Source organism: Mesorhizobium sp. M0227 (assembly GCF_040321855.1).
GTDB lineage: Bacteria > Pseudomonadota > Alphaproteobacteria > Rhizobiales > Rhizobiaceae > Mesorhizobium.
The window spans coordinates 47,079-59,422 of sequence record NZ_JAMYSJ010000020.1 but is presented as its reverse complement, the minus strand read 5'-3'; the positions used below and the strand labels follow the sequence as shown (position 1 = coordinate 59,422).

Here is a 12,344-nt window from a genome sequence, read left to right as displayed (position 1 = left end):
GTCAATCTCCACCTCTCTACAACACTGCTAATATCACGTGCGCTGATATCGTTTTTGTCGGGGCCCCGAAGGGGGAAGCGGCATTATTTCGTTGCCACACAGTCGATTAGCGGGTTGAAGCGAGATGTTCAGTCATTCTCTGCGGTTCAGCAACGCGGCCCAGTCGATTGCGGCAGTTCCGCCAGCGAGTGTAGGAGGGGCATCAGCACGAAAGTAATTTTCGCCCTCTCGAAAATCCACCGCGAGCATTCTCTCATCCGCGAATATGCAATTCGAGAAATCACACTTCTCGAAAGCATATTTATAATTCGCATGATGGTTTAGTGAATCAACCGAGTCGACACGAGTGATAGCACAATTCTTGAACGTCGACCTATCAAATCGACCATCGATCGTTACGCGATTCCATCGCGCTATTGTTACGCCGTTAAATGATGCATTTTCCAGTCGATCAATTTCGTATTCGTCATCGAACGGAAATTCCCCTCCAAAATATTTTACCGAGGCAAATCCTGGAATGTAGTGCCAGTATACAGGATCGTCGTCGTAGTGGTAATCTTCTTCGGGTTCCACAACGCAGAAGGTGATGCTTCGACCGGTGTTAAAACCCGCCTCATCTCCGGACCGCATGACGCCGGAAATCTCTTCTCGATGACGGTTGCCATGATAGCTGCGCATGTGATCTTCGACAAAATCAGCGAGCAGGTTCATTGCACTCCAAGCGTAGTCCCCTTGCCCGCTATGAATGAGCACGCTTAGAGTAGCGACACCGGCAGACACATGAGATGGTTTGCTTGGCTCGCTCAAAAGTTTAGCTCCCTCCTGAAGGAGTCTTGCGCGCCCTTCGTTCTCAGCTTGATTGGCCTGCCTAACGCTAATGGAACCTCGCCAGCTAACAGTGCAAAAAGTTACCAGCGCGAACAATGCAACACCGAAAGGGGCAAGAGCTTGGGCCAAGCGGGTATCATGCTCGCCATCGAAACCGTCACCGAAAATGAACAGAAAAGCGGCTACGATAGCGACCGCCGTGAACATCGCACTGACGATAGACAACACATACCAATGCTTTTCGGTAATAGTTGGCCACTCGCCGGTCGTATCCCTACCCCTGCGTTCGGTCACATAATCCCCCAGGCTCGACGTTTATCCGCACGCACATGCCAGCATGGCGTCAGTCTTTTAGCGCTATAAATTCAATCGTCACGCTCGACCGCATCGGGGAAGATTGACGCAAAGTCTTCCTCCACGTCTATCTCGAATTCGGCGGCGAGCGCCGAAAGCTGCAATCCGAAGATTGCCCGCAACTCCCCCAACGCAACGAAATATCCAGGCGTCAACGGGCGCTCGCCATAGTCATGCAGCCGGATCGGGAATCCATGATCGACGTCGTTGCGCAGGCGATAGGCGATGTTTCGGTAGTCAGGCGGCGCATCCTCCAGAAAACGCCGGGACGCTGTGCGTAGATGCCGGACGCGCCGTGCAGCTGGCGAATTCTCGGGAAGGTCGTTCAAGATTTGCGTAAGTTCATTGCGAATCTGAATCACAGACTGATCCACTTGGTCCGGAACCTCGAAATGCATCGGAACGTAGAGCACACGGCGATTCTCCAAGAAATTGAACAGCCGCAAGATCACGGTCCGTTGTGCGATTGGCGGATTCCAGCTCGCGCTAATACTGAAGAACCCGATGCCGGTGAGCCTGCTGCGAATGGCGTCGAAGCTTCGCCGAACGATTGCCATCTACTGCCCCTCCACACAGATTCGCATCATTGGCGCGGCAGGACGTAAAATGAAAGTCCGGCGTTTGGTAGGGTGTAACTCGCCGCAACAATCTAGTGAGACCGTTGACGCGCCGACCAGGTTGCGTTGTTTCCCTTGATGGTCGACGAAAGAGAGCCGCGGCTTGCATCGCGGCCCGAGCAATGTCCAACCACGATGATTTGGAACATCTCAATCTGTTGCTGATATTCGCTCCTGAGGAGCTCTTGCCGACCGAGCGTATTGAACGTGGCCTTGACCAAATTGCTATCTGCTCGCTCGCGGATCTACCGCCCAGGTTTCTTTGCGCGGCTGTTTCCGGCGGGAAAATGGAAGCTGACCCTAGACCCGAAAAAAATCGGGACGTTTCCGGCTGGCTCAAGATAGCGAGGTAGAGCTTAGCTGCCTCGATATTGTGTCGATTTCCGTAAGCAAGGCCCTCTTGTGGCACACAGTGGAGATTCGCGCTCGTGGCAGAACAGATTCATTATCGGCATTGTCGGGTGACGCGGCCACACAACTGGCCGGAGACCTTCATTCCTTCATCAACACTCACCTCTTTGGGCTGATCGCCACCGAGAAGGATCGCCTGCACGAGGTCGACGAAAGGCTTCGTGAGCTTACCGAAGGCAACAGACAGTATCTTGCACAGGTCGATCTGGGCAGGGCTGTCGCCGAAGTCCCTGGCGCCGCAGCGGCGGCCCTATCTCACCCGCTTCTAAACCCGGACATGATCCCGGCAGGACTGAAGGCCTCCCTTCCGGCCTCGTTCGCGATGATAACCGACCCAGGCGTCCGCCATGCCTACAACGAGGCTTTCGTCCGCTCGGAATTTATCAAGTTCCAGTCGTTCTTCGACGATCTCGACCGGCGCTCGTTTTCCAACCAGCAGCGCGAGGCCTGTATTCGCCTAGAGGACAACAACCTGCTGGTGGCCTCGGCAGGGTCAGGCAAATCCGCGACGATGGTCGGCAAGGTCGCATACGTCCTGGACAAGCAACTCTATCGGCCCGACGAGATTCTGCTCCTGGCCTTCAACAGAAACGCAGCCGATGAACTCAGGACAAGGATCGCCGCCCAGTTACAGGTCGCGGAGGACGCCCTGGAGTGTCGGGTCACTACATTTCATGCGCTGGGACGCGGAATCATTGAGGAGGTCGAGGGTCGGCCACCGCAGCTCGCCAACTGGGTGGATCATCCCGCAGGCGAAACCAGGGTTATCGAGGCGATAATCCAGAACCTTGTCGAGAGCGATCCGGAATTTGCCCGGATGTGGGCCGAGCTTCTCGTCGTGCATCCCAAGGCCGACATCCCGATAGAGGTATTTGACGGGGAGGCCGACTACCGGCGCTACGTATCGGACACCCTTGGAAAGGGTAGCGCCACGATCGGTTCCTTGTCCGCGGTGATCGTAAAGTCGTTGCAGGAGAAGAAGATCGCCAACTGGCTTTGGCTGCATTCAGTCGCCTTCGAATACGAACGGCAAATTGACGATGGCAGCGTCCGCCATCTACATCCAGATTTCTACTATCCGCAGACCGAAACCGTGCATGAGCATTTCGCGCTCGATGCGGACGGATGCTCACCCCTTGCGGACTACGCCAACCACGCCGAGAACAAGCGGCAGGCATATCGCCGCAATGAGATCGATTTCTTCGAGACCACTTCGGCTCAAGCCAGCGACGAGACGCTGCTCAGCACGCTAGAATCCGAACTGGTGCGTCGCTCAATACCTGTCGAGCGCAAGAGCTATGCCGAAATCACCAAGGCGCTCGATCCGGTCGTTATCAAGCATTATCACCAGCTGATATCGACCTGCTTGAAGCACATACGTGCTAGCCACCTCACGCTCGACATACTGCTCGAACGCGCCAAGACCCTGCATGACAAGGAGCGCGCTAAGCTATTCGCTCGGTTGGTCTGGGCGATCACCCAGGGATATTCCCGAAAGCTCGAGGAAACCAGGCGGATCGATTTCGATTCGATGATCGCGGACGCGGTGCAGTTGGTTGAGAGCGGACGGTATCGAAGCCCCTATTCCCTCATTCTCGTGGACAAGTTTCAGGACATTTCCGAGCCTCGCGCTAACCTCGTCAAGGCGCTCAAACAGCAAAAGGCGTTCAGCAAGGTGTTCGCGGTCGGAGACGACTGGCAGTCAATTTATCGTTTTGCCGGATCGGACATCACCATCTTCACACGGTTCGAGGCGAACTTCGGGACCAGTTGGCAGGGGCGCCTGGAGCAGACGTATCGCTGTAACCAGCTCATTGCCGAGACAGCCGCCAAGTTCGTCCAGCGCAATCCCGAACAGATCAAGAAGTCCGTCCGCTCGACGCGTCCGGCCGTCTCGCGATCAATCCGTGTAATTCCCATCGATGATAAACGCGACAAGCCGGACTTTGCGGTGGCATGTCAGCGCCTGCTCGAACGGCTTGATGGCGCTCTGGGGGGTATTGCCAACCGGTGGCGCGACGAAAAGCGCGACAAGCTTAAGGTTCTGGTTTTGTGGCGCTACAACGTCCTCGATCCTTTTGAAGGAAGGCCGCCGTCCTTTGCCAACATTGAGGTGGCCGGGCTGTCGTTTCACCGGGCAAAGGGCCTTGAGGCCGACTACACGGTCCTGCTCGACGTCAGCGAGGGCAATTACGGCGTACCAAGCCGCATCGAAGACGATGAGCTGCTGAACTTGGTCATTCCCCGACCCGAGACCTTCGCCTACGCGGAAGAACGACGCCTGTTCTACGTAGCGCTCACGCGTGCCAGCCGAGGCGTCTACATGCTTACCAATCGCCGTCAGCCATCCCGCTATATTAAGGAGCTTTGCGAGATCGCCGGCGACGAAGTTCGCTTCGAGACGGTTGAGGGAGCGGAATTGAGCCAATGTCCAGCCTGCCTCGTCGGCCAATTGGTGGAGCGGCGCAACGAAGACGGATCGAAGTTTCGTGGGTGCAATCAATTCCCGGATTGCAAACACACTGAACCGAAAAGCGTAGTCCGTAGACGGTAACCGCCTGCACTCATTGTGACGGCGAACAGGGACCCTTTACGACTTCGCGCTCCTAACGAGCATTGAGCTGAGATGTGGCCGGACGGGGAAAGGAGGGGCTGGTAGATTTATCTCGGCATCGCTCAAAATTGCGATATACGAAAAGTGGGCGATGCGGATTTGACCCCATACCAGGAGCGGATACTTGAGTGATCAAAACGAAGCCGTAACGGCTGATCTGGTCGGGCTGACTGCAGACATTGTCTCTGCCTATGTCAGCCAAAACCCCCTGCCCGTCGCTGGGTTGCCGGACCTCATCGCGTCGATACATTCGTCGCTTACAGGCCTTGGTCAGCCGAATGTGCCCGAGCCGTCTCAGCATGAACCCGCCGTCAATCCGAAAAGGTCGGTGACGCCAGATCACATCATCTGCCTTGAAGACGGGAAGAAATTCAAATCGCCGAAACGCCATCTCGCGGTACACTACGGACTCACTCCAAACGAATACCGCGAAAAGTGGGGATTGAAGCCAGACTACCCGATGGTTGCGCCGAACTACGCGGCCCAAAGATCTACGCTAGCAAAGGCGGCGGGGCTTGGACGCAAACCGCAACCTACCCCGACCCGAAAGGCGCCTGCAAAACGAAAGCCAAGGGCTTCGTAAAGGCGGCGGGTCAAACCTCGGGCGCGCCGCGATGGGCATTAGCCTATCGAGAACGTGGGCCATGGCACCCAATTTCGAGCGATCTTCGGCGACGTTGCGAGCTATGCAGAGCGTCCCCGATAGCAGAAGAGTGCTTCCTCGATAGTGGGTCGCGCGACGTAGCGGTCTGACCGACTGGAACGCCGAGATAAGGGCTTCGATCAAAGTCGCAACACTGCGGATCGAGACCCGCCAATTTCCTTCATCAGCGCGCGCAATTCGGCTGGAGGCTCAAGGCAGAAAGTTCGAAAGCTTCCAACAACCCCAGTCGATTCGGATTCGCTTTCCTACCCTAAAACGGCAGAAGTTTTGCTATGGAACTCGTATTTATGCATTTAAGTCAATAGCTTAGACCGATATCGGGTATCCGCCACCTTCACGCAGATTGGAATCCGGCGCCGCTTGCGTCCGCAAGCCATGTAGCTGGCGCCTATTGAGCTAAATTTGATATCTAGAGCAGATTGCCCTGCCTTTCTGGTATATCCACGGCGTAGTGCTCCATCCCGGCTTCTCACATCAGAATCGAGTCCATGTACGTAGACGCACAAACACGACGGAAAGTCCTCGTCCTAAAAGATGTGGCGGTTGAACACTTCAAGCATGAAAATTGGCTGGAGCTTGGCACTCTCACGGGCTGCTACGACTTGATCAGCTCGCACTCCCGGCTCCTGCGCAGTCTCAGCTTCGGGGACGACGACTACGCTGGCTGTGCCTTGGAGGTGTTGATGCGCATTGTTGAACGTGAGGAAGCCAACTTTTCCGAAGTTGACAATTATATCGGCGGCAAATTTGGGGGCGGAGGCCAAACGATCTCGAGCGCCGCCAACACCGGGCCTCGCATCTATTTTCAGCCATCTGCCTTCACTTTGCCGGCAGAATTACCAGACCCCTATCTGGTTTCGGTGATGATGCCGTTCTCCGCCGGCTTGAATGGCGTATATAGTGCGATTCAGCAAGCCTGCAGCCAAAGCGGCATGAGCTGTGAACGGGCCGACAATATCTGGAAGGAGTCGGCCGTCATCCAGGACATTTTCGGTCTCATCTACCGATCGTTCGTTGTCGTTTGCGATTTCACCGGCAAAAATCCCAACGTCTTTTATGAAGCTGGGATTGCTCACACGCTGGGTAAGCACGTCATTCCGATCACCCAGTCTACCGACGATATCCCTTTCGACCTACGTCACCATCGGTTTCTTCCTTATCTCAACAATGGTGAAGGGCTAGCGGCTCTCACAAATGCTCTCGCAAGCAGGCTCAGAACGTTGCATGCCAACCGTGATTCAGCCACTTCGGCGGCCGCGAATGTGGGCGTTTTTGGCTGACGACCAGGCGCTGCCCGATAGTCCCGCAGACTGTTCAGCAAGCTCGGCGCCGCTCATGGCATCGTGACAGAGTACACCGCCGATCGAAAAGCTATAAATCGATCAAATACTTAACTCGCATAATATCCAATGTTAGATCACCGTGTCCCGGAGAGTCGGGGATGAGACTTCCCATGCCGTCAGCTAATCCCTGTTTGTCGCTCATCGTAGCCCGCAAGAGTTCGATGCCAGCCTTGCTGGGGACGCTATAACCTGCCGGTAGCCCTACTTGATGGATAGACCCCGCATCGTGCTCAAAAACCAAGGTTCTCCGCTCGGCCCGGAAATGTCCGCCAAGATGGTGTGCCGTCCCCCAATTGGCAATCAATTCAAGCTTCGCAGGTTGGAAGAAGGCAGGCAATTCGGCGAGGCGGTCGATCTGTTCCTCAATCCTCTCGAGCAGCACGGAAACTTGCTTGAGAAGCGTGGCCATGCCTTTGTTGCTGGTGTCGCCAAACCCAAATGCCAACCGCATGAAGCTGCCACGGGCGTCCTTCCTGGCATTGTAGCCGAAATAATGCAGCTTCTCGAATGCCGACATTGCACTGACCGGGTCAACGGCAAGGCTCTCGAACTGAGCGGCGATGTCCTCCAGGTCGCGACGCGGAGCGTTGGTAGACGAGAAGAAAGTACCGGCGCCGACTGACCCAATCGGGCGGGGTACTGTCTTATAGATTGGTGTCTGCGGTTTCCGCGGCGCCGCACCTTCCCGGCGCCAGCGCTTCCGCTCTGTTAATGTGGCTTGCTGCCAGTCTTCCATCTCCCTTTCATAACGGGCTTCATCCCGCGCTTCGGCTTCGAAGTCGCGCACCCGCTCTTCTATGTGGAGGATACCTCCGCTGCGCTCGGTCGCTGCCCGTAGGCCGCCCCATAGCCTCTGCATGCCGCTCCGCAGGGCTTGCCGGGTATCGCTATACTGCTGGAAGGCGGAATCCCGCTTCAGGTCTGCCAGATAGCGAACGAACCCAGGCAAGGCCTGTTTGAGTTTCGCTACTCTATGGAGAAGGGATGCACGATCTCTCGCCTGGGAATAATCCCGGTGCAACGCCTCAAAGTCTACACCATAGATCTTGGCCCCGCACCTATGGCCACATAGGAAGCGGCTGCCATCGTCAACGCGGATGACAAATCCCGCGAGATGATTGGGGTACTTGCAATGTGCACACCGGATCATTGACCGCTTTGAGCCTCGAAAATCGTATCCGAACTCCACGAAAGGCCGGCTATCGACGGGGGGAACACTTTGGATCAGCCCCTTCAGGCCTTCCGGGTCGTCGGTGGTGAACCTGATCCGGAGGAGTTCCTCGTCAGAAAGCCGACCCCAGCGGCCTGCCGGCTCGATAGGTTTGTTGAGTTGTGTCGCGGCACTCAATTCGATGCACCTCGCGAAAACTGATTCTCGCGACATCTGTACCATATAATGTGTCGTCAAGCCAATCGGTTGCCACATGTGGTGGGTGATGGGTATATTCACAGAAAGTGACCCATTTAGGTGTATCCGTAACGCAATGCGGCCTGTAGTTGCACAGCACAAAGACTGCCGCCGTCCCTTGGCCGAGGCCGTTCGATCACCTACAGCGTTATGGTCGGCAAGCCCCCTGGGGTCATTGAACCAAGTATGGCGTCAAACATCACTAGGCGCCACCTGGGGTTAGCAGAAATACGGCGTCATATTCTAACGCCGCCCCTTGTAGAACAGGAGGAGCCGGGGCCATCTTGATATAGTCGAGAATGACCGGAGGCATTTCTAACCTCTTGAGGTTGGCGCCTTCCGAGCAACACTTGTTATTTCTACCGAGGAGTTGAAATGACTACCGTTACTCTCGAAGAGACCCTCATCCCGGCCAATGCCAAGGCGCATTTTCCGCCGGATATGAGCGTCGCATCTAGCCCGGCAACGGCCGCGCCGCGCAAAACGCGCGGCCGGCTCATTGTCGCCGGCCCCACCACGCTGCTGGCAACCGGCAGCGTGGTACGGGAAGAATTTGGATGACGCCAGCAAGGGGGTTGGCTTGGTCGGCAAGGTGGTCGATTTCGTTAAGGGTCAGGACCAGACGGCTTCGGCCGAAGCTGCCTTCGACTCGAAAGTCGACGCTCTTTATGCAGACACCCTGAGTCCGGCCCTTGCCGGCGTGACGCCATCGATCCACATCATTGTCGCGGCTGCGTCAGATCCTAAACGTCAATTGGAGCTGGTCGACATGCGCCAGACGCGTGTCGACACCAGGTTGATGTCCAAGGTGGACTACAAGACCGCTGCGTTCGAACTTGTGAACGAGTTCGATGCCGATGGCGTTTGCCTCAATTCGGGCAAGCTGCAAGCCGGCAACCTGGCATGCGCAGTTCGACGACGCGTTTTGCCAGTTCCAGCGGTCGTACGGGCTGTTCGTTGTCAAGCAGCGCCAGCTCGTGTGGAGCTATGCGCAGGATTTCGAGAAGGCACTGGCTACAATCGACTGCAAAAAGGCTCTGACCCCGCCGGTCGCGTCTTCATGAGCCAAGCGCTCGCCACGCGTCGCTCATGCCGGCAATAAGAATGGCATCACTCTACGGATGTCCACTCCCGTGCCACAGAACTTTCACTCGACTGTCAAACGGCCCTTTAATTGCGGGTAGTTGTCAATCCGGATCTCGCACTGCCATCGCCGGGGTCATGGTCCTTTCCGAGGTCGAGTGCCTCATGATGATGTTCGGGTCGGACGCCTCAACGTTTCCAACGAGATGCAGATGAACTGCTGTCAGCCGTTTGACCGAGGTCGCCGCAACCACCGTCCCGGCGGGGACATCACGGGTTCCGGCAACGGGCCCGCGAATTGGGTCGAGCTCGGATCTGCTATGCCATCTTTTCGCAGCCCCACTCGAAGCTTGTGCCGTCAACCCAAATGCAATGAAGCAGAACCGCGATCTTCCTTGCGACCGCCACCTTTGCCTTCTTCAAGCCGATCCGCCTCGACAGACGCATACTGTCAAACGGCTTCCAAAACTGACCCCGGATCGGCGTCCAATTTTGACCCCCCTTATGTAATGCGCGGCGGTCAGCGTTCGCCCGGGCGGAGCTGGTCAGGGTTGCGCAGCCCTGGCGAGCGCGGATGGCGCTTGGCAGCTTGATGGGGTGATCAGGCGCGGTTCTTGAAGCGCCAGGATTCGTTTCCGGTCTCGATGATCTCGCAATGATGGGTGAGACGGTCGAGCAGCGCTGTCGTCATCTTGGCGTCGCCGAAGACGGCGGGCCATTCGCCAAACGCCAGGTTGGTGGTGACGATGATCGAGGTCCGTTCATAGAGCCTGCTGATCAGGTGGAAGAGCAATTGCCCGCCGGCTTGCGCGAAGGGCAGATAGCCGAGTTCATCGAGCACGACGAAGTCGAGCCGGGTGAGGTAGTCGGCGATACGGCCCTGCTTGCCGCCGCGGTGCTCGGTCTCGAGCCGGTTGACGAGATCGACGACGTTGAAGAAGCGACCGCGCGTTCCGTTGCGGATCAGGGCCCGGGCAAGGGCGATTGCCAGATGCGACTTGCCGGTTCCGGTGCCGCCGATGAGCACGGCGTTGCGCTGGTCGGCGACGAAGGTGCCGTTGGCAAGGTCCCGGACCAGCACCTCGTTGACCGGCGTGCCGTCGAAGTCGAACTCATCGATGTCCTTGGCGATCGGCAGCTTGGCGACGGTGAGCTGGTATTTGATGGAGCGGGCCTGCTTCTCGGCGATCTCGGCCGAGAGCAGATCGCCGACGATCTTCGGCGGCTCGTGCTGGCGCTTGATGCCTGTCGCCATGACCTCGTCATAGGCGCCCCGCATCCCGTAGAGCTTCAGCGTCCCCATTAGTTCCAGAACCTGCGTGCGTTCCATCAGCTTGCCCTCCTGAGGCTGTCGTAGCGGGCGCAGTCGGCCTGCGGCTCGTGTTGCAGGCGAAGAGCGTCCGGGGTGAGAATGGTGACGGCCGGCGCCGGATCGCGCCGCCGCGCCAGGATGTTGATGATGACGGCGGCGGAGCAGACATTCTGATCGAGCGCTTCCTGGCAGGCAGCCTCGACGGCATCGATGCCGTCGGTCAACACCGCGGCCAGGATCGACACCATCTGCCGATCGCCGTCATGCGCCGCCTTCAATCTGCGTCGGATACGCTCCATCGCCGGTGGCAGAGCCCAGTCCCGGAATGGCGCACCGTTGCGCAGTGCACCGGGCTTGCGGGCAAGGACTGGCATATAATGCCAAGGATCGTAGATTGTGTCGTTGCGGCCGAAGGAGCGGGCATGCTCGGCGACGACCACGCCGTCCTGGCGGATGACGATCTTGCCGGCATAGGCATGGATCTCGACCGGGCGGCCGATGGCGGTCGACAGCACCGAGTATTTGTTGTTGTCGAAGCGAACTGTGCAGGTCTTCGACACCGAGGCCGGCACCGTATGGAATCCGTCGAAGGGGCCGTGGTATTCGACCAGCTTGCCGCGCTCCTCCTCGAACACGTTCCAGATCGTTCGTTCCGGCTGTTCGATGTGACGGTGCGCCTTGGCGTAGGCGACGCACTTGTCATGCAGCCAGGCGTTCAGCTCCTCATAGGTCTTGAAGCGCAGCCTGGGCGTGAAGAAGCGCTCGCGCACCAGCCCGACCTGGTTCTCGACCTGACCCTTCTCCCAGCCCGATGCCGGTGTGCAGGCGACCGGCTGCACCAGATAATGGCTGCACATCTGCAGGAAGCGGCGGTTGTATTGGCGGTCCTTGCCAACGAAGATCGTTTCCACCGCCGTCTTCATGTTGTCGTAGATGCCGCGCGTGCAGGCGCCCCCGAAGAAGGCGAAGGCCCGGTCGTGGGCGTCGAACACCATCTCCTGCGTCTCCCGCGGATAGGCCCTGACGAACATCATGCGGCTGTGGCAGAGCCGGACATGGGCGACCTTCACGGTCACTGTCACGCCGTTGACCAGGACGATCTCGTGGCTCCAGTCGAACTGGTAGGCCTCGCCCGGCGCGAAGAACAGCGGCACATAGGCGTCCGCCATCGCCGACCCCTGCGCCTTCGCCCAGCTCTTCGCGTATCGGCGGACGGCGTCATAGCCTCCCTCGTAGCCGAGGCTGCAAAGCTCTTCGTAAATCCGGATCAGTGTCAGTTGCTCGCGCGCCGCCTTGCCACGGTTGCCATTCAAAAACCCGTCAAGCTGATCCTGCCACGGACCGATCTTCGGCTTGGGCTGCCGCTCGCGTTCGTAGGAGAACGATGTCTCATCGGATCTGAGAATCTTGCGGACGGTGTTCCGCGACACATGCAGTTCGCGGCAAATCCGCTTGAGCGACCATCCCTGCACATGGAAGGCGCGCCGAACCCGGGCAATCGTATCCACCGACTTCATCCCCACACCATCCGCTCGCTACGACGAGCTGATGGTCGCAAATCAAAGCATCAGGGGGGGTCAAAATTGGACGCCGATTCCCCGGCTTATGGGGTCAATTTTGCATGCCGATTCACAGGCTGACGTCGACTTCGAACTTCGTTGCACACGTTGAGGCGCCCAACCCGAACATCATCATGAGGCATTCGACCTC

9 protein-coding genes and 2 pseudogenes are annotated in these 12,344 nt (G+C 57.7%); 5 read left to right on the top strand and 6 right to left on the bottom strand.

The features are described 5' to 3' along the window. Positions 1–132: 132 nt before the first annotated feature. On the bottom strand, positions 133–1,122 hold the full coding sequence (locus NKJ00_RS23360) for a hypothetical protein (RefSeq protein ID WP_352631412.1): 990 nt from the start codon (positions 1,120–1,122) through the stop codon (positions 133–135). A gap of 71 nt (positions 1,123–1,193) precedes the next feature. Then, positions 1,194–1,739 (bottom strand): DUF6650 family protein, encoded by a 546-nt coding sequence (locus tag NKJ00_RS23355; protein ID WP_352631410.1) that lies wholly within the window; start codon positions 1,737–1,739, stop codon positions 1,194–1,196. Between the two features lie 460 nt (positions 1,740–2,199). Here NKJ00_RS23355 and NKJ00_RS23350 point away from each other — a divergent pair, with 460 nt between their 5' ends. From NKJ00_RS23350 to NKJ00_RS23340, 3 genes are all read left to right on the top strand, one after another. Then, complete coding sequence (locus tag NKJ00_RS23350) at positions 2,200–4,764, top strand: UvrD-helicase domain-containing protein (protein WP_352631408.1); 2,565 nt, start codon at positions 2,200–2,202, stop codon at positions 4,762–4,764. A gap of 184 nt (positions 4,765–4,948) precedes the next feature. Continuing rightward, complete coding sequence (locus tag NKJ00_RS23345; protein ID WP_352631406.1) at positions 4,949–5,407, top strand: Ros/MucR family transcriptional regulator; 459 nt, start codon at positions 4,949–4,951, stop codon at positions 5,405–5,407. Between the two features lie 569 nt (positions 5,408–5,976). Continuing rightward, positions 5,977–6,768 (top strand): hypothetical protein, encoded by a 792-nt coding sequence (locus NKJ00_RS23340; RefSeq protein ID WP_352631404.1) that lies wholly within the window; start codon positions 5,977–5,979, stop codon positions 6,766–6,768. A gap of 91 nt (positions 6,769–6,859) precedes the next feature. Here the strand turns inward: NKJ00_RS23340 and NKJ00_RS23335 are convergent, their stop codons facing one another. Then, positions 6,860–8,179: a hypothetical protein gene (locus NKJ00_RS23335; RefSeq protein ID WP_352631402.1), complete on the bottom strand. Its 1,320-nt coding sequence runs from the start codon at positions 8,177–8,179 to the stop codon at positions 6,860–6,862. A 435-nt stretch (positions 8,180–8,614) separates the two neighbouring features. On the opposite strand from NKJ00_RS23335, the gene NKJ00_RS23330 reads away from it, so the two are divergent. Together NKJ00_RS23330 and NKJ00_RS23325 are read left to right on the top strand one after the other, a co-directional pair. Further along, on the top strand, positions 8,615–8,800 hold the full coding sequence (locus tag NKJ00_RS23330; protein WP_352631400.1) for a hypothetical protein: 186 nt from the start codon (positions 8,615–8,617) through the stop codon (positions 8,798–8,800). A gap of 19 nt (positions 8,801–8,819) precedes the next feature. Continuing rightward, a complete protein-coding gene (locus tag NKJ00_RS23325; protein ID WP_352631398.1) occupies positions 8,820–9,341 on the top strand; it encodes a hypothetical protein in 522 nt (173 codons plus the stop codon). A gap of 299 nt (positions 9,342–9,640) precedes the next feature. On the opposite strand, the pseudogene NKJ00_RS32240 reads toward NKJ00_RS23325, so the two are convergent. The 3 genes and pseudogenes from NKJ00_RS32240 to istA form a co-directional block, all read right to left on the bottom strand. Next, a pseudogene (locus NKJ00_RS32240) lies at positions 9,641–9,769 on the bottom strand (IS110 family RNA-guided transposase); the annotation flags it as partial. Positions 9,770–9,923: 154 nt separating this feature from the next. Then, positions 9,924–10,652 carry an IS21-like element helper ATPase IstB gene (gene istB / locus NKJ00_RS23320; RefSeq protein ID WP_352631396.1) on the bottom strand — a complete coding sequence of 243 codons (729 nt, stop codon included), beginning with the start codon at positions 10,650–10,652 and terminating at the stop codon, positions 9,924–9,926. Continuing rightward, positions 10,585–12,151: pseudogene (istA, locus tag NKJ00_RS23315) on the bottom strand (IS21 family transposase). The gene istB and the pseudogene istA overlap by 68 nt, the downstream one beginning before the upstream one ends. Between the last annotated feature and the right edge of the window lie 193 nt (positions 12,152–12,344).

What these genes read in the sequence shown, in the direction of transcription:
- NKJ00_RS23340 (WP_352631404.1), top strand. Translation starts at nt 5,977, where the DNA reads ATGTACGTAGACGCACAAACACGACGGAAAGTCCTCGTCCTAAAAGAT.
- istB (WP_352631396.1), bottom strand. Translation starts at nt 10,652, where the DNA reads ATGGAACGCACGCAGGTTCTGGAACTAATGGGGACGCTGAAGCTCTAC.
- NKJ00_RS23330 (WP_352631400.1), top strand. Translation starts at nt 8,615, where the DNA reads ATGACTACCGTTACTCTCGAAGAGACCCTCATCCCGGCCAATGCCAAG.
- NKJ00_RS23355 (WP_352631410.1), bottom strand. Translation starts at nt 1,739, where the DNA reads ATGGCAATCGTTCGGCGAAGCTTCGACGCCATTCGCAGCAGGCTCACC.